This window comes from Kribbella koreensis, from assembly GCF_039525325.1.
Classification (GTDB): Bacteria; Actinomycetota; Actinomycetes; order Propionibacteriales; family Kribbellaceae; genus Kribbella; species Kribbella koreensis.
Genome location: NZ_BAAAHK010000024.1, coordinates 234,348 through 257,967, shown reverse-complemented (window position 1 = coordinate 257,967; position 23,620 = coordinate 234,348). Strand labels below are relative to the sequence as shown.

General features: G+C 67.3%; 13 protein-coding genes. 7 read left to right on the top strand and 6 right to left on the bottom strand.

The window, feature by feature from the left end:
- Positions 1-29 precede the first annotated feature (29 nt).
- Positions 30-1,295, bottom strand: coding sequence for a thiolase family protein (locus tag ABD116_RS40650; RefSeq protein ID WP_343983854.1), 1,266 nt, complete (start codon positions 1,293-1,295; stop codon positions 30-32).
- A gap of 86 nt (positions 1,296-1,381) precedes the next feature.
- Here ABD116_RS40650 and ABD116_RS40645 point away from each other — a divergent pair, with 86 nt between their 5' ends.
- On the top strand, positions 1,382-1,840 hold the full coding sequence (locus ABD116_RS40645; protein ID WP_343983851.1) for a winged helix-turn-helix transcriptional regulator: 459 nt from the start codon (positions 1,382-1,384) through the stop codon (positions 1,838-1,840).
- Here ABD116_RS40645 and ABD116_RS40640 read toward each other — a convergent pair.
- Both ABD116_RS40640 and ABD116_RS40635 read right to left on the bottom strand, forming a co-directional pair.
- Positions 1,837-2,679 (bottom strand): tryptophan 2,3-dioxygenase, encoded by an 843-nt coding sequence (locus tag ABD116_RS40640; RefSeq protein WP_343983848.1) that lies wholly within the window; start codon positions 2,677-2,679, stop codon positions 1,837-1,839. The two genes, ABD116_RS40645 and ABD116_RS40640, sit on opposite strands and share 4 nt — an antisense overlap.
- A gap of 40 nt (positions 2,680-2,719) precedes the next feature.
- On the bottom strand, positions 2,720-3,436 hold the full coding sequence (locus ABD116_RS40635) for a hypothetical protein (protein ID WP_343983845.1): 717 nt from the start codon (positions 3,434-3,436) through the stop codon (positions 2,720-2,722).
- 190 nt (positions 3,437-3,626) lie between these two features.
- Between ABD116_RS40635 and ABD116_RS40630 the strand changes: the two genes are divergently transcribed.
- The gene (locus ABD116_RS40630; protein ID WP_343983842.1) at positions 3,627-5,534 is read left to right on the top strand and encodes a hypothetical protein; all 1,908 of its coding nucleotides are present in this window, start codon (positions 3,627-3,629) and stop codon (positions 5,532-5,534) included.
- Here the strand turns inward: ABD116_RS40630 and ABD116_RS40625 are convergent.
- A complete protein-coding gene (locus tag ABD116_RS40625) occupies positions 5,524-9,999 on the bottom strand; it encodes a glycoside hydrolase family 2 TIM barrel-domain containing protein (RefSeq protein WP_343983839.1) in 4,476 nt (1,491 codons plus the stop codon). The two genes, ABD116_RS40630 and ABD116_RS40625, sit on opposite strands and share 11 nt — an antisense overlap.
- Before the next feature lie 110 nt (positions 10,000-10,109).
- On the opposite strand from ABD116_RS40625, the gene ABD116_RS40620 reads away from it, so the two are divergent.
- The 3 genes from ABD116_RS40620 (at position 10,110) to ABD116_RS40610 (ending at position 17,664) form a co-directional block, all read left to right on the top strand.
- Positions 10,110-11,576, top strand: coding sequence for a glycoside hydrolase family 76 protein (locus tag ABD116_RS40620; protein ID WP_343983836.1), 1,467 nt, complete (start codon positions 10,110-10,112; stop codon positions 11,574-11,576).
- Positions 11,573-15,847: an AbfB domain-containing protein gene (locus tag ABD116_RS40615; protein WP_343983833.1), complete on the top strand. Its 4,275-nt coding sequence runs from the start codon at positions 11,573-11,575 to the stop codon at positions 15,845-15,847. The genes ABD116_RS40620 and ABD116_RS40615 overlap by 4 nt, the downstream gene beginning before the upstream one ends.
- Positions 15,848-15,990: 143 nt before the next feature.
- Positions 15,991-17,664 (top strand): glycoside hydrolase family 76 protein, encoded by a 1,674-nt coding sequence (locus tag ABD116_RS40610; RefSeq protein ID WP_343983830.1) that lies wholly within the window; start codon positions 15,991-15,993, stop codon positions 17,662-17,664.
- Between the two features lie 3 nt (positions 17,665-17,667).
- Here the strand turns inward: ABD116_RS40610 and ABD116_RS40605 are convergent, their stop codons facing one another.
- Entirely contained in the window at positions 17,668-18,861 is a 1,194-nt protein-coding gene (locus ABD116_RS40605) for a hypothetical protein (protein ID WP_343983827.1), read from the bottom strand.
- Positions 18,858-19,364 carry a SigE family RNA polymerase sigma factor gene (locus ABD116_RS40600; RefSeq protein ID WP_343983824.1) on the bottom strand — a complete coding sequence of 169 codons (507 nt, stop codon included), beginning with the start codon at positions 19,362-19,364 and terminating at the stop codon, positions 18,858-18,860. Before ABD116_RS40600 ends, ABD116_RS40605 begins: the two co-directional genes overlap by 4 nt.
- A 198-nt stretch (positions 19,365-19,562) precedes the next feature.
- Here ABD116_RS40600 and ABD116_RS40595 point away from each other — a divergent pair, with 198 nt between their 5' ends.
- On the top strand, positions 19,563-22,811 hold the full coding sequence (locus ABD116_RS40595) for a discoidin domain-containing protein (protein ID WP_343983821.1): 3,249 nt from the start codon (positions 19,563-19,565) through the stop codon (positions 22,809-22,811).
- A complete protein-coding gene (locus ABD116_RS40590) occupies positions 22,812-23,534 on the top strand; it encodes a FadR/GntR family transcriptional regulator (protein WP_343983818.1) in 723 nt (240 codons plus the stop codon).
- Positions 23,535-23,620: the final 86 nt, after the last annotated feature.

Sequence of the window (23,620 nt, the reverse complement as noted above, 5' to 3'; positions counted from 1 at the left end):
GGGGCGGGGACGGTGGCGGGGTGGGTGGGTTAGAGGCGTTCGATGATGGTGGCGTTGGCCAGGCCGCCTGCTTCGCACATGACCTGGAGGCCGTAGCGGGCTTGGCGTTGGTCCAGGACTGAGAGGAGGGTGGTCATCAGGCGGGCGCCGCTGGCGCCGAGGGGGTGGCCGATGGCGAGGGCTCCGCCGTTGATGTTGACCTTGGAAGGGTCGACGCCGGTTTCGGCCAGCCAGAAGAGGACGACGGAGGCGAAGGCTTCGTTGACCTCGTAGGCGTCGATGTCGGAGGGAGTCAGGCCGGCTCGCTTGAGCGCCTTTTCGGTGGCGGGCAGGATGCCGGTGAGCATCATGACCGGGTCGTCGCCGGCGACGGCGAAGGTGTGGAGGCGGGCGCGGGGCTTCAGACCCAGGCGGCGCGCGGCTTCCTCGCTGGTGATGAGCAGAGCGGATGAGCCGTCGTTGACCGGCGACGAGTTGCCGGCGGTGACGCGCCAGTCGAGGCCGGGGTAGCGGGTGCTGAAGTAGTCGTTCTGGAAGGCGGGACGGAGACCGGCGAGGACTTCCGCAGTCGTCGAAGGCCGGATGGTCTCGTCAACCAGCAGTTCGCGGGTACTTCCGTCAGCCTGCGGTGCCTTCAGCGGCGCGATCTCGGCGTCGAAGCGGCCGTCCGCCCAGGCTGAAGCCGCACGGCTGTGGCTCAAGGCAGCGAACTCGTCGAGCTGCCCCCGGCTCAGATCCCACTTCTGGGCGATCAACTCGGCCGAGACACCTTGTGGGATCAGCCCCGGCTCGTAGCGCTGGGCAACAGTCGGCCCAGCGAAGTCAGCCGCCGCAGGCTGGCCACCAGGCACGGCGGACCGGCCACCGGGCACCGCGGACTGGCCCACAAGCGGCACCTGGTACTGGCTGCCGATCGGCACCCGGCTCATCGACTCGACGCCAGAGGCGATCGCGATGTCGTAGGCGCCGCTCATCACGCCCTGGGCGGCGAAGTGGATCGCCTGCTGGCTGCTTCCGCATTGCCGGTCGACCGTCACCGCCGGTACCGATTCGGGGAAGCCGGCGGCCAGTACCGCCCACCGAGCCGTGTTCGTGCTCTGCTCCCCGACCTGACCGACCGCCCCGCTGATCACGTCGTCGATCAGCGCCGGATCGATCCCCGTCCGATCGACCAGGGCACGCAGAACGTGTGCATGCAGGTCAACCGGATGCACCGAACTGTAGGCGCCACCCGGCTTGCCCTTGGCGATCGGAGTACGGACCGCATCGACGATGACGGCGGAGCGAGCAGACATGACGAGCCTCCAGGAGCCAGCTGACTATACAAAGCCATAGTCACCTCTGACTATGGAAGACACAAGTCAGCAGCTAGTGTGAGTTCATGCACGTTGAGCTGAAGGGCCGCCTGGCCGAGCGGGGCCAACAGCCGCTCGGCGACTACTGCCCGATCGATCTCGCCATGCAGGCGGTCGGCCAGCGATCCACGATCCTGCTGCTGCGCGAGGCGTACTACGGCGTCACTCGCTTCGACGACTTCGCCGCCCGTACCGGCCTGACCGAGGCGACGACGGCCAGCCGCCTGAAGGCGCTGGTCGACATCGGGGTGCTGGCCAAAACGGAGTACCAGGAACCAGGCAAGCGCCGCCGGTACGAGTACCAGCTGACCGAGAGCGGCAAGGACCTGATGCCCGTCGTCTTCGGGCTGGCCCAGTGGAGCAACCGCCACCACGCCCCGCCGGAGCCGCTCGAGCTGACCCACGACGGCCACCCCGTCGAGATAGTTGCCCGATGCACCAAAGGCCACCTGCCAGAGCTCAACGAGCTGACGGTGACCGTCTAGAGCGAGGTCCGCAGATGCCAGAGCAACGGGTAGTACCGAAGATCCAGCCGGCTGCGCAGATACCCCGCGCCTGAAGAACCACCCGTACCAGGCTTGGTTCCGATCATCCGCTCGACCATCACCACATGCCGGGCCCGCCAGGCGGCCGCAAGCTCGTCATGCTGGACCAGGGCCTCGGCAAGCTCCCAGATCTCCGCGAAACTACTGCGATCCCCCGCCACCGTCTGCAAAGCCTTCCGCAGGTCATCCTCGTCAGCCGTCGAGAAACCAGCCGACTCGAGCACACCCAGGAAGGCGTCCCACAGCGTCGGCTCAGCCAGCCGCTGCTCGAGCCGCGCCGTCTCAGCCGCGCTCAACCCACGGAACCGCTTCACGAACGACGGATCCTTGGCGCCCGACAGGAACTCGATCTCGCGGAACTGCACGGACTGGAAGCCACTGGCCGGCGACAACCGGTGCCGGAACTCGCCGAAGTCCTGCGGCGTCATCGTCTCCAGCACGTCGACCTGCTGGATCAGCGTGCGCTCGATCGTGTGCACCCGCCGGAGCAGGTGCTGCGCCTTCCAGAGCTGCCCCGCCAGCATCGCGTCGCGCGACGCCGTCATCTCGTGCAGGACCTGCTTGAACCACAGCTCGTAGACCTGGTGGATCGTGATGAACAGCAGTTCGTCATGCGCCGGCGGATCCGATTCCAGCCGCTGCTGGTCGAGCAACTGCTCCAGCCGCAGATAGCTGCCGTAGGTGAGCCGGCCACCTTCCTCGCCGAAGTGGACATCCACCCCGTCCCACCGGCCGGTCACTGCTTCACCGCTGGGCTGAACCCCGCTCGTCTCGCTCACGGCCCGAGGATAGCCGCGATCACCCTCGGTTAGCTCAGCTCTACAAAGAGTCCTGTACGACGTCCAGCCACACCCGTTTGATCCCTACCGTCGACGTCAACCGCCGCCAAGCGTCGACGGATCCGACCCGCAGCCCATCACCGTCGATCGACGTGTAGACATGCTCGACCCGAACCCCATTCCCGGCCCGAACCACCTCGCGAGCGCCCGGCTTGGAATACGTCACAATCACCGCGAGCCCCTCGGCGTTCTCCCGCCGGTACTCCGGCCTGCTGAGCAGCATCACATCGAACAACCGCCGGTCGACCACCCCACGATCGACCAAGGCGGCCGCATCAGCCGGTACCGCGTACAGGTGACCGCCCGACGAGTAGAGCCGCAGCGGGATGCCACCGCGCCCAGCACCCGGGCGGAACGCGACGACCGAACCGCGCTCGTCAACCGCCACCTGGTCGCCGGTGATCAAGCCGATCCACTCCGCCGCCGGCGCCGTCGCGGTCCCAACCTGTCCAGTCGCAGCCCGTCCCGTCGCCAGACCAGCGCTATCCGTCGCCAGACCACCAGATCCCGTCGCCAGGCCAGCAGATCCGGTCGCCGGACCAGCAGGTCCCGTCGCAACCGGACCGGCAGGCGCCAGACCGGCCGGCTCGGTACCCCTCAGTGCCGGGCCGGCCGGCGAGTTCACGAACGGGGCCGAGACGGCGAGACCCACTGCGACGGCGACCACGCCGATGATCGCCGAGCTGCGAGCGCGCAACGTTTCGACCTTCCTTGTCCATGACCGCTGTGATCCTCTCCCGCAACCTATGAAGACGATGTCAGGGAGTTGTCAGGAAGCCATCGCAATGTCGTCTCAGGCGGTGGGCGGTGCGGTGTGACTGCCGGCGCTGTCGCTCGTTGGGTTCTCGGTGGGACCGAGCACCGATCCGAGGAGCAGCGAAACCGTCATGGACATTCACGTCCTGCCCGATCGCAAGAACGTCGGACCGGCGGAGGTCGAGGCCGCGCTGGTCGACGGCTACCCGTCCTTCGTCCGGCTCGCCTACCTGATCCTGCCGTCTTCCCTGGGCCGCCACCGTCGCATCCTGGCCGCGCACGGCATCGTCCAGCGCGCACTACCCGACCGCCGTCGCCTCCAGCGACTGCTGGCCGGCGAGTCCGACGCCACCAGCTTCCTCCGCCGCCGCGTACTCCAGGACGCCATCAAACAAGCCTCCTCCCGTACTCCGCTCCGCTGGCTGCCACAGGCCTGGGGCCTCCGCCTCTTCCCCCGCCTCGGCGCAGTGGACAACCAGGCCCTCGACCAGGCGCTCAGCAGTCTCACTCCACAGGCCCGAGCCGCCTGGGCCCTCGTGCGCGCAGAGCAACTGTCCGTAGACGAGGCCGAGCTGCAGCTACGCGCCATCGGCATCCAGCACCCCCAAGCAGCGGTCAACGAGGCCGCCCTGCTCGAGGAGGTCACCGCCGAAGACCCCCTGGACGTCTCGGCGTCCGACCCCTGCGCCGTCCGCCTCGCACCGACGGACCTGATGCGCCGCAAGGCCAGCGGCCGCGCAGTGGCGATCGCTGTCACCGCATTACTCGCCGCCGTAATCCTCATCTCCCTCCTCGCCACAGCAGGCCAAGAGCAGCCGGTCACCGCACCACAGGCCCAGCTGATGCTCGCCCCCAAGCTCACCGCGGACTCCCTGCAACGCACCCCAGCCGACAAGTGGCAGGACACCGCCCGCGTCGACTTCACCGCCTGGCCCCCGCGCGGAGACCGCCTCACCGACAAGGACCTCCTCACTAAGGCACTCCACGCCTGGTCAGTCGGCACCGGGGTGACCGCAGTAGCCGGCACCCCGACAGCCGCTCCCATCCAGTCCCCCCAACTCCTGTACGCCGGCACTGTCGACAACAAGCAGGTAGTCCTCCTCTACGACGGCCAACGCCTAGCCCGCTACACAGCAAGCGCGGAAGGCACGGCGGGCACGGCAGCGGCAGCGGCAGGTGCAGGTGCAGGTGCAGGTACGGCGGCAGGTGGCACCGACGGCGCCGCACTCGTCATCTCCCGAGCCGACAACGCAGACGTGACCACCGCCGCAGCGGTCGTCATCAGCGAGTCAGCCAAGGGCGTCCGCTTCCTCACCGCCCCCTGGATCGCCACAGCAACCCTGCGCAACCTGGTGAAGCCCAACACCCCAGCAGCCGACCTCCCCCGAGCCGACGGCATCACCGCCCCGATCCCACGCCCCACCTGCAAGAGCTGGCCGACCCTGCAGCTTCGCTCGGCCTCAACCGTCGCAGAGAAGCACGCGTTCCTCCTGACCTACCTAGGCGGCCTCAGCCCAGTCCACCTGACCTACATGCCACCTCCATCGAGCGGCGCCGCCCGCTCCCCGCGCGAGGCGACCAGCACCGCCGGCCTACTCAGCTGGGCCAAGACCGCCTGCACGCTGCAACCACTGCAGGACCAAGGAGTCCGCTCAGCCAACAACTGGATCTTCGCCGAGCAGCCACTACCCGGCGGCGGCGTCGGCAACTGGGTCTGCACCCGCTCTGACACCTGGAACGGCAACGGCTGGGCCAGTGCCGAGCTACTAGCGCCCGGCACCGCAGCACTCCCAGCAGGCCGAGCAGTCGACACAGCAGCCTGCAGCCGCTTCGACCAGAACGTCCTGGCCTCCGCCTACTGGAAGGCACCGGCCGGCGGCTCCTACCTCCTGGCCGCCGGTAGCCGCCACGTCGACCGCATCTCCCTCAACGGCCATACCTACAAGGGAAACCTGGTCGCCCAGCGATCCACCAGCGCCCGCGCCAACCTCACAGCACACCTCAGCACGGGCGCCACCCTCACCGCTCTCAACAAGTAAGCCTGGCAGCCGCCCAGTCCGCGTGGTCGGAGCCGTTGCCGTCCCCCGCATCGTTGACGACCAACTGCACCTGCGAACGCCCAGCCAGATCAGCAGTCAACGCCACACCGTTGCCACCGCCCGTCAGCCGCGGAGTAGACGCCAGTACGACGCCGTCGCCCCGCACCTCGAAGCTGACGCTGCCGGACCCACCGACCTCGGCATCAAGACCGACGGTCGCATCGAACCGAGTACAGCCGGCAGGCACGTCCAGCGTGATCACCGAGTTGGCATGCGCGCCGAATCCCTTGGCATAGCCGGTCGTACCGATCCGGAGCGGTCCACCATCTCCACCGACGTCCTCGCCGTTGCTGGTGTCCCGCTCGACCGGTCCCCACCCATTGGTCGGCGTACCGACGTACGGGAGGTCGCTGGCCCAGCGCTGCCCGGGTGCCAGCGGCAGCTCGACACTGCCCGTCGCAGTGAGCGGGCCACCATCCTCAAAGCTGGTCGTGGCCACGTACGAGTAGCTGCCGAAGCCTGCAGTCACCGGCGGAGTCACCACAAACGAGGCAGTAGCAGTCTGCCCGGCAACCACGTCACCCAACGACACCGATGCCGGCGAGACACTCCAACCACTCGGCACCGCCAGCTTCACCGCAGTGCCACGCACCGGCTCGGCGCACTCGCCAGTGACCGTCACTGCGACGGTCTGCGACACCCCCTGCTTCGCCTCGCCCTCAGGCTTGATCGCAGTCGTCGGGTCGCATGCAGCCGGCCCTGTGATCGCTGGTGCGCCAGTAGCAGCCTCTGCAGCGGACAGCGGCCGCAGCGTCACGGAGTACGAGCGCGGTTGGGTCGGATCGATCCGGTACGGCGCCTGGACGCTGTTGGGCGTCTCACCCATCCCCGTCTCGGCATCGCCGACATGCAGCGTCACCCAGCCGCGGTTGCGCACCAGTTGCTTCTGGAAGTCGTACTCCGCCAGGTCGAGCCGGTCGTACGGCGTCACGCTGACGTCGACCGAGTCACCCTTCGAAGCGGCAACCAGGAGGCCGTTGCTGCTGTCGGTGAGACTCGTCCAGCGGGTGTCGGTGTGGTTGCCGTAGGCCTGCGGACGCGAATACCGCACGTACTGCTCGTCCACCGTGCTCCGGTAGACGCCGATACGGGTGCCCGAGGCCCTGTCGTTGTAGCTCTCCTCGGGGCCACGACCGTAGTACGCGAACTTCTCCAGGGACTCCGGTAACTGGAGGGAGAAGCCGACCCGCGGTAGATAGGGCAGGTTGGTGAGTTTGCTGCCGTGTGGCGTCACCTGGTGAGCCAGGGTGATCGCGCCGGCGGCATCGATCGTGTACGTCATCGTCTGCTCGAACGACAGCTCTGCAGCATGTCCGGGCGCCGCCGCGACACTCGGCGCTGTCACCTGGACGCGGCCGTCGGGCAGCGTCGCGACTGCTGCGTTGCCAGCCGTCAACTGGAGGCGATCCAGGCCGAGCGCGTTCCAGACCTGGCGATCGGCCGTCCCCCAGTCGTAGGTCTCGTTCGAGGTGGGCGGTCGCCACACATCCAACGACGGGCCGGCCTTCAGCAACTCCTTGCCTCGCGCAACCAAAGAGATCAGCTTGCCCGCCGCGAACGTATAGCTGAAATCGCGACCCGAGACGATGACCCGGCTGCCTTGGGAGACCACCGAAGGCGAACCCGGAGCAGGTTTGCCACCGACCCCGGTCACCACGGTGCCGCCAAGACGGAACTGATCGTGCTGCACTGAAACAGCACCACTCACGGCATCCAGATCGAGGAACCGCTCCAGCGACCGCGGGTTGTCCGCGGCGACCGGAAGCTCCACCGTCTTCGTACTGTCCGGCGGCAAGGTCACGGGCAGAGTTCCTTGCCGCACGACCTGATCGGCTTGCCGGACAGCCCATCGCAGATCGAAGGTGAGCGGCGCGAACTGCTGCTCGTTCCGCAGCGTCACGACACCGGGCGCGCCCGACGAGAACCGCAGTGGTGACTGTGCCCAGGCCATCTCGACCGTCTCGGGTTGCAGGTAGCGATCGGTACCGACCAGACCGTCCGTGCCGGACAGACTGATCCCCAGGCTCTGGAAGCGCCCAGCGTTGACAGTGCTCTCGAAGTCCAGCGCAAGCACCGCGTCCGGAACGAAGTCCGCGCCGCCGAGAACCTCCGCAGCAGTGAGAGCGCGCCGCAGGATCCGTACCTGGTCGAAGACACCATGCGCGATCCGGCTACCGACCTGGTCCTGCTGCGTCTCCGCGTTGCGGCCGACATTCACCTCCCACAAGCCCGGCTCGATCGTCCCGGTGGCCGGCGCCGACTTCACCGGCTTGCCGTCGACGTACAGGGTCAGCGCAGCCCCGTCGTACGTCCCGGTGATCCGGTGCCAGCTACCGATCCACTCCGCGGGCGTCGGCGCGGTCACCACCTTCTGCTGCCCGTTCAGAGTCACCCGGAATTCCAGCGTCGAAGCGTTCGGCTGCTGCAACGCGTACTGCTGTCCCTTGGTCAGAATCGGCATCGAGCCGGTCCACGACGCCGGCTTCACCCACGCATCAAGGGTCAACGGCCCAGGTACGTCCAGCGATGGCGACCGGAAGACGTCGACGAAGTCGTCCAGACTGGACAGGTCGACGCCCTTGCCGACGTGGCCGGTAGCAAGCGACGGCTTGCCGACGAAGAACGCCTGGACCTTGCCGGCCGACGAGTCCGGCGTGGTGAACAACGGCTGCTCGAGGTTCTGCTCGGCCCAGTCCCAGATGAAGCCGCCCTGCATCGACGGGTACTTGCGGGCCAGCGCCCAGAACTGGTCGAAGTTGCCGAGACCGTTGCCCATGGCATGGGCGTACTCACCCATCACGATCGGCTTGCTGAACGTCTTCGCCTTGTTCTCCAGCGACGCCGGCGTCGGGTACCGTGGACCGGCGACATCGGCGTACGGTGCATCGCCGTCGGGCGAGTTCGACTGGTGGTACAGCAACCTGGTCGGCTCATGAGCGTCGGCCCAGGAAGCCATCGCGTAGTGCGCGGTTCCCAGCCCCGCTTCGTTGCCGGTGTCCCAGAAGACGACGCTCGGGTGGTTCTTGTCGCGCTCGACCATCGCCTCGAACCGGTCGTGGTACGCCGCCTGCCACTCGGGCTTGCTGGCCAGGCAGACCGACGGGCACGACTCGTGCGCGTGCGTCTCGATGTCCACCTCGTCGTCGATCAAGATGCCGTACTTGTCAGCGAGCTCGTACCAGTACGGGTCGCTCTCGTAGTGCGACGTACGGACGGCGTTGATGTGGAGTTGCTTCATCAGCCGGACGTCCTTCTCCATCGCCTCGTGGGTGATGTGCCGACCGGTCTCCGGGTCGGTCTCGGAGCGGTTGACGCCACGGAACAGGATCCGTTTGCCGTTCAGCAGGATCTGCTTGTCCCGCACCTCGATCTCGCGGAACCCGATCTTCTGACTGGTCCGGTGCACGACGGCGCCGGACGGGTCAGTCAGCGACAGCACCAGGCTGTAGAGCGTCGGTGTCTCGTCCGACCACTTCGCCGGATCGTGCACGACCCCACTGAGCTTCGGTCCGCCGCTCAACGTCGTGACGACCTTGCTCGCCGGATCGCGAAGCGTCGCGGTCAGCACCCACCCCGGTTGCGCGCCGGCTAGTTCGGCGTCGACGGACAGCGTGGCATCTCGGTAAGAGGCATCCAGATCCGTTGTCACGTAGGCGTCCTGGATCCTTGCCGCAGGCACGGAGTACGAGTAGACGTCGCGGAAGATCCCGGCGTACCGCCACTGGTCGTAGTCCTCGAGATACGACCCCGACCCCCACCGATGAACCTGTACCGCCACCAGGTTCCGTCCGGAGTGAGCGACGTCCGTGATGTCGAACTCGGCCGGGCTGTAGCCGCCCTGGTCGTAGCCGACGTACTTCCCGTTGACCCAGACGAAGTAGCCGCTCGTCACCCCTTCGAAGCGCAGCAACTGCCGCCGCCCCGCCTCATCAGCGGGGACGTTGAAGGTCTTGAGGTAGGCACCCGTCGGATTCACGTCCCGCGGCACCTTCGGCGGCGCGTCCGGCCAGACCTCCTCGGGGATGTTGCGGAACATCGGGTGATCGAGGAAGTCGCTCTGCCAGGTGTGCGGCACGTTGACCGTCGACCAGCCGGAGTCGTCGTACCCCGGGAGCTGGTACCCGGCCGGCACGTCACCCGGCTTGTCGACGAGCTTGAACTTCCACGAACCGTCCAGCGACCGTACGTACGGCGAGCCTTCGCCGCGTACCGCGGACGCGTCGTCGGCGTACGGCCAGAGCCGGGTGTGCGGCGCGACCTGGCCTTCGGCGACCCGGCCGGGATCCTCGAGATAGGTATGGACGTCGGCAGGGCCGTCCGCTGCGCCGGCGATTCCCGGGACAGCGACCAGCACGCCGGACAGCAGGGCGAGCGCAGCGATGAAGTTCAGGCGACGGGCGGACATCGCACTCCCTCAAAGTTCGATTAGTTTCGATCACGTGCAGTATTGACGACCTCACAGCCTGCGTCTACTTTCGTGAAAACGCTCTCTTCCTACCGCCCCAGGGAGAACTCATGATTGTTGGAATCGTTTCCGTCCTCTTGACAGCGATCTCCATCCCGGCCGGCGCGCCACCGCCGGCGCCCGCACCCTCCACTCCGGCGGTGACGATGACGGCGAACGCGACCATCTGCAACAAGTACTGCGACGCCCGCGATCCGGCGCTCTCGCCGGGCGACCGGTCCCCCGTCTCGGCGACGATCTTCGGCCGCACGCTGCGGCTGCACTTCGACGATGCCGACGCGATGGGCTGGGCCTCGATCGAGAACGGCAACCCCGGCGACGAGGTCTGGCTGGACCGCTCGATGGACGGCGGCCGGACGTGGTCAGCCGGCAGCCGGCTCGGCACTACGGCCATACCGGCTGGGCAGCGCGGCTGGCGCACTCAGATGTTCAACGTCGACGACTGGAACAACGAAGGCGTCGGAGCGCTCCGGGCGTGCGGCAAGGCTGGTGACCGTGCCGACATCGCCTGTACGCCGTGGGCGCGGACCACCTGGAACGCGTGGGACCGGCGGACCGCCGCCGCGACCGCGCAGATGCAGTTCTACAACCGGTCGACCGGGCTCTTCGACACGACCGGCTGGTGGAACGCGGCCAACGCGCTGACCGCCGTCATCGACAACGCGCGGGTGTCGGGGATGAACAGCTATCGGTATGCGATCGGGCGGACGTACGACCTCAACCTCAACAAGGCCGAGGGCCAGTTCCGCAACGACTACATCGACGACACCGGCTGGTGGGGTCTCGCGTGGATCGCTGCCTACGACTACACGGGTGATGCGCGGTACCTGCAGACGGCGCGCGCGGATGCCGACCACATGGCGGCGTACTGGGACAACACGTGTGGCGGCGGGGTCTGGTGGAGCGAGGCGAAGACGTACAAGAACGCGATCTCCAACTCGCTCTACATCCAGCTCAGCGCTGCGCTGCACAACCGCATCTCCGGTGACACGACGTACCTGCAACGGGCCCAGGCCGGCTGGACCTGGTTCCAGCAGACCGGCATGATCAACAGCTCCCATCTGGTCAACGACGGCATCAACCTCACCACCTGCAAAACCAACGGCGACACGGCCTGGACCTACAACCAGGGTGTCCTGCTAGGCGCCCTGACCGAGCTCTCCCGAGCCGCCAACAACACCGCGTACCTGACCACGGCTCGCCAACTAGCCGACGCCGCCACCACATCCTCATCCCTCAACACAGCAGACGGAATCCTCCGAGAACCCTGCGAATCAGGCGACTGCGGCGGCGACGGCCCGTCCTTCAAGGGCGCACACGTACGCGGTCTCGGCAAGCTGAACGCCGCGTTGTCCGATCACCCATACACGGCCTACCTCCGCAAGCAGGCCGATCGAGCATTCGCCTCCGACCGCACCCCGATGGACCAATACGGCCTCCACTGGTACGGCCCAGTCGACAAACTAGACGCGGCCCGCCAGCACAGCGCCCTCGACCTCCTCAACACAACCTCATGAGCAGCGCACGCAAGACCGCCGCCCTGCGGGCGGCCGGGCGGGTGTGGGGTGTGCGCGGTGCGACCAGATCTGCTGCGGCGGTGCGCGGCGCCGGCGGCGCCCTGCGGCGGGCCGTGGTTGGTGGCGTGATGGTTGCGTTGGTGGCTACTGGGTTGGTGGTGCAGGCCGTACCCGCGGCTGCAGTGCCCGCTCGGCCTACATTGCGGGTCTTGCCGTTGGGGGACTCGATTACTGCGGGGGTTGGGAGTCCTACGTCCTCGTCGTATCGGCGGCCGTTGGCTGCGTTGGTGGCGGGGCAGGCGCGGTACGACCTGAACTTTGTGGGATCGCAGGCTTCGGGGAGTTTGGCGGATCTGTCCAACGAGGGGCACAGCGGTTGGATCATCGACCAGGTGCGCGCTGAGATCGACGGGTGGATGGCCGGGGCGAAGCCCGATGTCGTCACGTTGCATCTGGGGATCAATGACCTCAACCGCAACGTCGATGTGGCGAATGCGCCCGCCCGGTTCAAAGGGCTTGTCGATCGGATCATCGCCGACAAGCCGGGGGTGACGGTGATCGTGCTCGGGCTGATTCCGACAACGCCGGGGCTCGAGGCGAAGGTTGCGAGCTTCAACAGTTCGGTCAAGGGGATGCTGACGGCGGCCAAGACCCGGTACGTCGAGCCGCCGGCGCTGACGGCCGGCGAGTTGCCGGATGGGTTGCATCCGAACGACGCCGGGTTTCAGAGAATGGCGGAGGCGATTTATCCGGCGCTGGACCGTGCGTACTCCGACGGAGTGATCGCGGCCGGGCCGGCGATCAACGCGGGGAACGAAGCGGGGTCGGGGAAGGTACGTTGGGCCGACTTCGACGGGGACGGGAAGCTGGATTATCTGACCGTCGCGAGCACTGGTGCAGTACAGGCGTTTCTGAATCGGGGTGGCGACGGGCACGGTGGCTGGGCAGTGCTCGGGCAGGTGGCGACCGGGACCACGAGCGATGCGACCCGAGTGCGGTTCGCCGACTTCGACGGGGACAGCAAGGCCGACTATCTCGTCATCAACAGCAACGGATCCGTCTCGGCCTGGCTGAATCGCGGCGGCGACGGACGTGGCGGTTGGTCGGCGATCGGGCAGGTCGCGGCCGGAGTGACGACCGACCAGGCGTCGGTACGCTTCGCGGACTTCGATGGTGACGGCAAGACCGACTACCTGACGATCGCCGCCAACGGAGCGGTCTCCGCCTGGCTCAACCGCGGCGTCAACAGTTGGTCGAGCCTCGGCCAGGTCGCCACCGGCACGACAACCGACCGCAGCAAAGTGCGCTTCGCCGATCTCGACGGTGACACCCGTGCCGACTACAGCGCGATCGCGGCGGACGGCTCCGTGCAGTCCTACCTGAACCGCGGCGGCGACGGCCGCGGCGGCTGGCTCGGCCTCGGCAAGACCGCGACCGGCCTGACCACGACCTCCGGCCTGGTCACCTTCGCCGACTTCACCGGCGACGGCAACGCCGACTACATCCTCGCCGACCCATCAACCAACGCGGCCACGGTCTACGCCTGGCAAGGCGGCGACGGCCACGGCGGCTGGCAGAACCTCGGCAAGGTCGCCTCCGGCGTACCGGTCACCAAACAGCAACCCAGCTTCGCGCCCAAGACCCCCAAACTCCCAACCCCGTGGTCGAATCAGGTCTCCACCACCAACCCGCTCCCCGAATACCCGAGACCCCAACTGACCCGCGCCCAATGGCAAAGCCTCAACGGCATCTGGCAGTTCGCCCCAACGACCAACCTCGACACCCCACCCACCGGCACCACCCTCGGCGAAGAAGTCCTCGTCCCCTATCCCATCGAGTCCGCCCTCTCCGGGATCGAGCGGCACGAAGAGCGGATGTACTACCGCCGCACCTTCACCATCCCGCAAGCCTGGTCCGGCCAGCGCGTCCAGCTCAACTTCGGCGCCGTCATGTGGCAGTCCAAGGTCTGGGTCAACGGCACCCTGCAAGGCACCCACGAAGGCGGCTACGACGCCTTCTCCTACGACATCACCAATGCCCTCCGCGCCGGATCGAACGAGATCATCGTCGGCGTCTGGGCTCCCGTCGACACCCAGGACATCCCGCTCGGCAAGCAACGCCTCAACCGCGGCGGCATCTGGTACACCCCGACGTCCGGCATCTGGCAGACCGCCTGGCTCGAGCCCACCAACGCCGCCAGGATCACCCGCCTCGACACCATCCCCAACATCGCCGCCGGCGCCCTCGACCTCACCGTCCAGGGCACCGCCGGCCAGAGCGTCACCGCACAAGTCCTCCAAAACGGCCAGCCAGTAGCCCAAGCAACCGGCACGACAGGCACCCAGTTCCGCATCGCCGTCCCCAACCCCAGACTCTGGTCCCCCGACGATCCCTACCTGTACGACCTCAAGGTCACCCTCGCCAGCGGCGACACGGTCGGCGGGTACTTCGGCCTGCGATCGGTCGGCAAGGCGACACTGGGCGGCGTCCTCCGCCCGACTCTCAACGGCAAGTTCGTCTTCCAGCTCGGCACCCTCGACCAGGGCTACTGGCCCGACGGCCTGTCGACGGCTCCGACCGACGAAGCGCTCAGATTCGACCTGGAGCAGCAGAAGGCGCTCGGCTTCAACATGGTCCGCAAACACATCAAGGTCGAGTCCGCCCGCTGGTTCTACTGGGCCGACAAGCTCGGCCTGATGGTCTGGCAGGACATGCCCGCGCTCGTCGCCGGCCGCAACGCCTCGGCCACCGGCCAGGCCCGGTACGAGACCGAGCTGCGCCGGATGATCGACAACCACAAGGGCATCACCTCGATCGTCCAGTGGATCCCGTTCAACGAGGGCTGGGGCGAGTACGACGCCGGCCGGATCACCGACCTGGTCAAGTCCCTCGACCCGACCCGCCTGGTCAACCACAACTCCGGCTCGAACTGCTGCGACTCCGATCCCGACCCCGGCAACGGCGACATCATCGACGACCACATGTACGTCGGCCCGGCGGTCGCCAGAGCCCCGTCGACCACCCGCGTCCTCCAACTCGGCGAGTACGGCGGCCTCGGCCTGCACGTGCCCGGCCACGAATGGTCGACCGGCGACACCTTCGCCTACGAGATGCTGCCGACCCCAGAAGCCCTCACCAACCGGTACGTCCAGATCACCAGCCAGCTCACCGATCTCATCACCGGCTCAGGCCTGTCCGGCAGCGTCTACACCGAGCCGACCGATGTCGAGGACGAGATCAACGGCTTCTTCACCTACGACCGCCAGGTCCGCAAGATGGACTTCGCCAAGGTCCGCGACGTCAACCTCAAGGTGATCGCCGCCGCCAGAGGCACCGTGCTGCCGACCGGCAAACTCGCCTCGCTCCAAGTGACCACGACAGGACTCACCACCCGGTACCTCCGCCACGCCAACGGTTTGGCCGCGACCGAAGTGGTCAACACCGCCAGCAGCAAGGGACTCAAGCAGGACAGCACCTTCTGGGTCCGCCCCGGCCTGGCCGACGCCGCCTGCTACTCCTTCGAGTCGCGCAACTTCCCCGGCCAGTACCTCCGCCACTTCAACTACCGCATCCAGAAGGAAGCCGGCACCGGCGGCAGCTTCAACGCCGACGCGACGTTCTGCGCCCGCGAAGGACTCAGCGGCGGCGGCACGTCGCTCGAATCGAAGAACCTGCCCGGGTACTACCTCCGCCACCGCAACGCGGAGGTCTGGCTCGACAGCGACACCGGCGGCTCCTTCCGCGAGGACGCGACCTGGAACGTCGTACCGGGCTGGTGGCGCAGTGGCGCCGACCTGGCCGAAGGGCAGACGAGATCGTTTCGGGTGACCACCGCCGGCTACACCAACCGGTACCTCCGCCATCAAGACGGTGGCGTCCGCACCGATGTCATCGACGCGGCATCACCTGAACTCGCCCGGCAGGACGCGAGCTTCATCATCCGCGCCGGATTGGCCGAGAGCAGTTGCTACTCGCTCGAGTCGCGCAACTTCCCCGGGCAGTTCCTGCGCCATCGCGGCTACCGGCTCTACAAGGATCCGAACGACGGCACCTCCACCTACGCCAAGGACGCGACGTTCTGCGCCCAACCGCCGCGCGCCGGAGGTACCGGCAACGTCTCGCTCCAGTCCTTCAACTACCCGACCCACTACGTCCGGCACGCGAACGAGCTGGTCTACATAGCCGTTGCCGGCGGCGCCAATCCGTGGGACGGCGCGGGCAGCTACGACGCGGACACCACCTGGGCCGACACGGCCGGACTCGGAGGCTGACGATGAGGATCCTCTTGGCGGTGGTCATGCCGGCCGTCCTACTGCCCGTGCCAGCCGCCGAAGCGAAGGTTGAAGCCGCACAAGTCTGCTCTGTCGCCTGCGACACCTTAGATCCATCGCAGGCACATGAAGAGACGTTTCCAGTGGCCGAGAAAGTGATCAACGGTCGGCGGATCGTCCTGCACGTGTCGGACAAGGACGCGATGGGCTGGGCCAGCATCGACGAGGGGACCACGGGCAACGCTGTCTGGCTCGACCGGAGCTGGGACGGCGGCGCGACCTGGGACGGCTTGCTGGGCAAGGCGACCATCCCGTCGACCTGGACCGGCACCCGCACTCTGATGTACAACCAGGCCGACCCGGTCGGCCACCGACGCGGGATGATCCGGGCCTGCGGAGACGCGAACGGCGTCGCCTGTACGGAGTGGGCACACCTCAAGGTCTGCGACACCGCCTGCGACGGTGCGACCGGCCCGGTCGGTGACAACCAACCTGTCCCGTCGACCACTCTCTCCAATCGCCGGATCGCCTTGCACATCGACAATCGAGGCATGGCGTGGGCGACGATCGACACCGGCAATCCTGGCGACGAGATCTGGCTCGACCGCTCCTGGAACCAAGGCGCCTCCTGGCCGGGCGGCTCCTCACTCGGCCGCGTCAGCACCCCCGCCGGCACGACCGCGACCAAGACAGCGCTCTATGCGACAAAGGACCCCAAGTCCAAGCTGTACGGCGGCGCGGTACGAGCCTGTGGTCGTGCCGTCGAAGGATCCAACGGCGCCTGTACTGCGTGGGCGCGACCGGCCACCGATCGGGCCGCTGCCGCCGCTGACGCCCTGATGTACGACTACCGTCCCGACCTCGCCTGGTGGCAGTCGAGCTGGTGGAACTCGGCCGTCGCGGTGACCACCCTGATGGACTACCAGAAGCGGACCGGCCGGACCGACCTGCGCTGGATCATCGACCGCACCTTCACCGTCAACAAAGGCGTCTTCCCCGCCGGGACGAAGAGCGGCGACGCGATCGAGGGCAACTTCATCAGCCGCGCGATCGACGACACCGAGTGGTGGGCGATCGCCTGGATCCAGGCGTACGACGTGACCGGCGACCGCAAGTACCTCGACATGGCGGTCACGATCGCGAACTACGTCCAGGGCTACTGGGACACCAGCACCTGCGGTGGCGGCGTCTGGTGGGATCGCGAACGGACGTACAAGAACGCCATCACCAACGGCCTGTACGTCCGGATGACCGCCGCCCTGCACAACCGACTGCCGGGCGACAGCATCTGGTTGCAGCGGGCAACAACTGGCTGGAACTGGTACCAGGCCAGCGGCATGATCAACTCCTCGAAGCTGGTCAACGACGGCCTCACCAGCTCGTGCGCCAACAACGGCCAGACCGTCTGGACCTACAACCAGGGCCTGGCGATCGGCGGTGCGCTGGAGCTCTACCGAGCCAACGGCAACGCCGCCCTGCTGACATCGGCGAAGCAACTCGCCGACGCTGCCATCGCGTCGTCGCTCCTTAGCCCGAACGGGATCCTGACCGAGACCTGCGACGTCGGTTCGGGGAGCTGCGACGACAACCAGAAGCAGTTCAAGGGCATCTTCATGCGCTACCTGATGGACCTCGCCGACGCGACCGGCACGGCGTCGTACAAGACCTACGCCCAACACCAGTCCGACACCATCTGGCAGTCTGACCGCGACACTCTCAACCACCTCGGCCAACGCTGGGGCGGCCAGGGCACCAACCCCCGCGACTGGCGAACCCAAGCCAGCGCACTGGGCGGCATCCTGGCAGCCACCAGCTGACACCTACTTGTCGAACACCGGGTCCGTCACCAACTCGAGCACCTGCTCCTTGGCGGCGGCCCCGGCCGGCAATTTGTCGCCTGGGTAGAGGATGCGGACCGAGGCAAGGTCACCGTCGGGCTGTGTGTAAGTCGCCCCCATCACATACTTCGGGACTTCCTGGTAGGAACGTGCTCCCTCGTGGTACTGCACGGTCTTGCCGTCCGGCAGGTTCTCCGTCGTGCACTCGGGAACGGACAGCTGGTCCACACACGTGCTGGCACGAAGCTTGGCATCGACCCCGAACTCGATCGTCGCCGCGAGCGGACCCTTCTTCCAGTCCAGTGCGACCACATAGTTCCCGTTGACTTCGTCGATGTGGTGCACGTCCACCGTGCCGCCGGGCAGGACCGCCTCCAGCTCGCCGACGACCTCCCGGAGATCGGGCACCGGTGCCTTCAATGCCTCCTCTTCAGCAGCTTCCTCGGCCGTCATCGGCGGCAGGTTCAGCTGGGGGTCAGCGGCGAACGACATCAGCTCGGCGCCGGTGAGCCCCATCCCGTGCACGCCGCTCGCCGAGTTGTTCGCGAACAACGGACGAGCCGACAGATAGACGATCTCGCCGTCGGGCTGCTGGTACTTCAGCTCCACCCGCTCGCCCAGCCGCCCGATCTGCGCCGAGCCGCCGATCGACATCGGCACACTGTGGCACTTCAGTCCTTCGTACTGACCGCAGTCCTTGCCGGTACCGGAGCCGTAGACCGAGACGGACAACTCTCCCTCACCCCGCTGGCCGGCGATCTTCCACCCGGCGCGACCGGTCGCCTCCCGCTGTCCGGGCTGATGGTTCACCTCGAAGGGCCCGGACTCGTAGGTGAGGTGCTGCCGGTTCGGATCGAAGTGCTTGGCGAGCAGGTTCCGCATGGTCGCATTGAAGGCGGCGTCCTGGGCCTTGACGTCGACCGCCTGGCTAGGGCCGGCAACAGGCGGGTCAGCTGGAAGCGGCGAAGCGTTCGGGGTCAGCCAGCTGGTCATGCCTACGACCAGTACTGCGACTGCTGCCGCGCCTCCGATCACTCCGGTGCCGGTCAGTAGGCGGTGGCGGCGCAAGCGGTGGCGGCCGGCGGCGAGGTCGTCGCTCAGTGCTCTGGGCAACAGGTTGTCCTGTGCGCTCGCGGCGTCCGCGAGGCGATCCGCCAGTTCCTTCTCGTCGATCATCGGTCGGTTCCTCCCACTGCCCTGAACTGGGCGGTCAGCAAGTCGTTGAGGCGGGCGAGGGCCCGGGAGCACTGGCTCTTCACCGTGCCGGGCTTGCAGTGCAGGTCGGCCGCGGTCTCCTCGACGGACAGCCCGACGAAGTACCGCAGTACGACCACCTGCCGCTGGCCGATCGGCAGACTCGCCAGCGCCTCGATCAGCACCCGCCGGTCCTCGACCCCGAAGTCCTCGTCCATCAGTACGTCGACACCGTCCAGGCCCGGAGCCTCGCGGCGCCACGGCCGTCGACTCTCGTCGATCCCCGAATTGACCAGGGTCCGCCGGGCGTAGGCGTCGACGTTCCCCGCCCGCCGGACCTTCGGCCAGGCGACGTACAGCTTCAGCAGCGCCGTCTGCACCAGATCCTCGGCCTTGTGGACGTCCCCACAGAGCAGATACGCGATCCGCCGCAACTGCGTCCGGCGCTGCCCGACGTACTCACTGAACTCGTCGTCCCTTGCCATCCATCATCCCCTCGCTCATCCCGTCACCGATGAATACGGAACGGTCCAGGGATCGGTTGTCAGACCTATTGGCCCACACCTTGGGGTTCAACGCAGACTGAAATAAACCCGACTCATCTTCCACTCAACGGCGAAGTATGTCATTCTTCCGGCGAATGAACCTGATTCATCTCCCATCGTCGACCGATTGGCCCGCCAATGCCGAACGTTCCGCGCCGGCTCCTTGCTGCCTTCGCCGGCTTGCTGGTCCCCACCGCACTCCTCGCCGCGCCCGCTGAGGCGACCGGCCCGACCACCCTGTACGTCTCCCCCGCCGCCGGCGCCAAGGGCGGATCGGGGAGCCTCAGCCGCCCGCTCGGCTCGCTCGAGCAGGCGCGCGATCAGGTCCGCAAGCTGACGAAGCACCAGCGCGGCGACATCCACGTCGTCCTGCTGCCCGGCGACTACCGGCGTACGGACACCTTCCAGCTCACCAGCCAGGACTCCGGGCGGAACGGGCACAAGGTGATCTACCAGGCCCTGCCCGGTACGTCGGTGACGATCGACGGCGGCCGGCTGGTGACCGGCTGGACGTTGTCCGACCCGGCCAAGAACATCTACAAGGCGCACGTCGGCTCGATCGACTTCCGCCAGTTCTACGTGAACGGCGAACGCCAGCAGCGCGCCCGCGGCCCGGAGAACCCGCCCGGCTGGTCGAAGACCGCGACCGGCTACACCGACAGCACCCGCAGCCTGGCGAACTTCAAGAACCAGGGCGACATCGAGGTCGACAGCCGCTGGGGCTGGATGCACTACCGCTGCCCGGTCCAGTCGGCCGTCGGTACGACGGTGACGATGCAGCAGCCCTGCTACTACAACGCCAACCTGCACGAGGGCCAGGAGATCCAGAACCCGACCTGGATCGAGAACGCCTACGAGCTACTGGACTCGCCCGGCGAGTGGTACCTCGACAAGAGCTCCGGTGACGTCTACTACCTGCCCAAGCCCGGCCAGAGCCCTACCACCGCTACGGTCGTGGTTCCCCAGGTGCAGAACCTGGTAGACGTCACCGGGTCCATCACCGATCCCGTGCAGAACATCCAGTTCGACGGGATCACCTTCTCCTACTCCACCTGGCTCGCGCCGGGCAGCGATGACGGCATGGTCGAGGGCCAGGCCGGCTTCCGGATCAACGGCACCGGCTGGAAGGACTTCGACGCCTCCCGGCTGTACTGGGAGAAGACGCCCGGCGCGGTGAACGTCGGCTACAGCCGCAACATCTCCTTCACCGGCAACACGTTCACGCATCTCGGCGCGGTCGGCCTCAACCTCAACACCGGTTCGCAAGGCACGACGATCAAGGGCAACATCGTCCGCGACGTCGCCGCGACCGGCATCCAGGTCGGCGGCACGGACATCATCGATCACCACCCGAGCGACGCCCGGGCGATCACCAAGGACACTCTGGTCAGCAACAACCTGATCACCAGGGCGGCCGCCGACTACAGCGGCTCGCTCGCGATCCTGGCCGGCTACACCGAGCACACAGTGATCGAGCACAACAAGATCTACGACCTCCCGTACTCCGGGATCTCGGTCGGCTGGGGCTGGGGCAACACCGACGTCGGCGGTGACACCAACTACCCGGGCAACTTCGGCATCCCGATCTACGACACCCCGACTACGTCGAAGAACAACGTCATCCGCGACAACGCGATCAGCGACATCATGAAGCACCAGGCAGACGGCGGCGCGATCTACACCCTCGGCATGCAACCGAACAGTGTTGTCGAGGGCAACTACATCAAGAACACGCCCGGCCCGGCGTACGGCGCGATCTACCACGACGAGGGCAGCCGGGACTTCACCACCACCGGCAACGCGCTGTGCAACGTCGACGCGCTGTGGCTGTTCCTCAACCACGGCATCGACATCGACGCCCAGCACAACTTCACCACCCAGCCCCGGTCCGCGACGCAGGCCAACACGATCGACTCGACGATCGCGAACAATCCGGTCGTACCGGGCTGCGAGCAACTCCCCGCGTCGATCGTCGACAACGCCGGGCTCGAACCGGCGTACCGGTACCTCGACCCGCAGCCGGCCCCGACCGACCGGGTCGCGCCGGCCAAGCCGGGCAAGCCGGTCGTCCAGCCGAGCTTCCCGACGATCGCCGACCTGACCTGGCCGGCCTCGACGGACGCCGTCGGTGTCACCGGCTACTCGATCTACGTCAACGGCAAGCTCACCAGCGCTTCGAAGAACCCGTCGGTGCGGATCACCGGCCTGGTCTCCGGCCAGAGCTACACCTTCGCCGTCAGCGCCCGCGACGCCGTCGGCAACGAGTCCGGCCAGAGCGAGACCGTCACGGCGACCATGCCGGCCGGCGCGGACCTCGCCCTCGACAAGCCGGTCACGGTCTCCTCGTACTCCGAACCGAACGTCCCCTCCCTCGCCGTCGACGGCAAGCTGTCGACGCGCTGGGCGCAAGGACTCGGCCTCCCCGACCCGTCGTGGCTGCAGGTCGACCTCGGCGCGCAGTACGACCTGACCGGGGTGATCACCACCTTCGAGCTGACCAGCGGCTACCGGTACAAGCTCGAGGTCTCGCCCGACGGCCAGGACTGGACCATGTTCGAGGACCATACCGGGACCGCGACGACCCAGCCTGACAACTACGCGGCGGCTCAGGTGCGGGGCAGGTATCTCCGGCTCACCGTCGTCGGCTCCAACTTCAACGGTGGCAGCATCTACGAGATCGAGGCGTACGGGAAGCCGGCCGTCATCACCGGCGACAACCAGCCGCCGGCCGCGCTGCCGAAGCCGACGGCGAACGTGCTGCTGCCGACGACGATCGACCTCAGCTGGCCGACCGGCACGGACAATGTCGGCGTGACCAGCTACGTCGTCTACCAGGATGGTCAGCGGATCGCCACGACCCCGCTGAACCAGCTGCGCATCGACGGCCTGGCCGCCGGTTCCACCCACAGCTACACGGTGGTCGCCCGCGACGTGAACCTCAACGCCGCGCCGCCGAGCCCGGCGACGACGGTCACGACTCCGGCCGAGGCCGGCCTCGCGGTCGGCAAGCCGGTCACGGTCTCGTCGTACTCCGAGCCGAACGTCGCGGCACTGGCCGTCGACGGCGACCTGAACACCCGCTGGGCGCAAGGACTCGGCCTGCCCGACCCGTCCTGGATCCAGGTCGATCTGGGCGCCCCGACCGCGGTGAAGAGCATTGTCACCAACTTCGAGCTGCCGAGCGGGTACAAATACAAGCTGGAGTACTCGCTCGACGCCACGAACTGGTCGATCTTCGACGACCACACCGCGGTGGCGACGAGTGTGCGGCGGAACCCGTCGATCAGGACGGCCGCCGTTCAGGCCCGGTATGTCAGGCTGACTGTCACCGGCTCCAACTTCAACGGCGGAAGCATCTACGAACTCCAGATCTACGGCGGTTTCTGAATGCCCGAGAACCTTGATCCCTACCGTCCCGGCTACGAACTCGTGGCCGAGCAGCTCGTCACGTACATCGTGGAGCAGGGCCTGCGGCCCGGCGACCGGTTGCCGACCGAGAAGGCGCTGGCCGAGCTGCTCGGCACCGGCCGCTCGGTGACGCGCGAGGCGATCAAGGTTCTCGCGGCGGTCGGCCGGCTGCAGACCCGGCGGGGGGCGGGCATCTTCGTGTCCGTCCCCACCAACCAGCAGGCCGACGACCAGGTCGGCTACTTCCAGCCGACCGACCTGCAGCACGTCGCGATGCTGTTCGACCACCGCCGGCTGATCGAGGCCGAGTCGGCCCGGCTGGCGGCGACGTCGGCCCGGCCGGCCCAGGTCCACGCGATCCGGACGGCGGCGGAGGCGTCGGTCGCGGCGTACCAGGATCACGAAATGTTTCGGCAGTACGACCGGACTTTCCACGACGCGGTCGCCGAGGCGTCGGGCAACGTGTTCCTGCAGGCCGCGGTCTCCAAGCTGCGCGACTTCAAGGAGCAGTCCGACCGGCTGCTGTTCGCGGGCGGGCTGCCCGGCTCGCTCGAGGTCGCGGCCCAGCAACATGTCCACATCGCGGAATCGATTGCCGCGGGCGACCCCGACAAGGCGTCGACCGCGATGACCCAGCACATCGACACCACCCAGGCGCAGTTCGAGCAACGCATCCGTGACCGGCTGCAAGCGACCCAGTGAGTTCGGCCCGGACCGAAACAGTTTCGCTGAGATAAAGGCTGACGCATCTCGGCTTCCGATGGTACGAAGAGCCATGCGCGAGTTCT

Coding starts and splice junctions, on each gene's coding strand:
- ABD116_RS40625 (WP_343983839.1), bottom strand. CDS start 9,999: ATGTCCGCCCGTCGCCTGAACTTCATCGCTGCGCTCGCCCTGCTGTCC.
- ABD116_RS40620 (WP_343983836.1), top strand. CDS start 10,110: ATGATTGTTGGAATCGTTTCCGTCCTCTTGACAGCGATCTCCATCCCG.
- ABD116_RS40590 (WP_343983818.1), top strand. CDS start 22,812: ATGCCCGAGAACCTTGATCCCTACCGTCCCGGCTACGAACTCGTGGCC.
- ABD116_RS40650 (WP_343983854.1), bottom strand. CDS start 1,295: ATGTCTGCTCGCTCCGCCGTCATCGTCGATGCGGTCCGTACTCCGATC.
- ABD116_RS40600 (WP_343983824.1), bottom strand. CDS start 19,364: ATGGCAAGGGACGACGAGTTCAGTGAGTACGTCGGGCAGCGCCGGACG.
- ABD116_RS40630 (WP_343983842.1), top strand. CDS start 3,627: ATGGACATTCACGTCCTGCCCGATCGCAAGAACGTCGGACCGGCGGAG.
- ABD116_RS40595 (WP_343983821.1), top strand. CDS start 19,563: ATGCCGAACGTTCCGCGCCGGCTCCTTGCTGCCTTCGCCGGCTTGCTG.
- ABD116_RS40605 (WP_343983827.1), bottom strand. CDS start 18,861: ATGATCGACGAGAAGGAACTGGCGGATCGCCTCGCGGACGCCGCGAGC.
- ABD116_RS40645 (WP_343983851.1), top strand. CDS start 1,382: ATGCACGTTGAGCTGAAGGGCCGCCTGGCCGAGCGGGGCCAACAGCCG.
- ABD116_RS40615 (WP_343983833.1), top strand. CDS start 11,573: ATGAGCAGCGCACGCAAGACCGCCGCCCTGCGGGCGGCCGGGCGGGTG.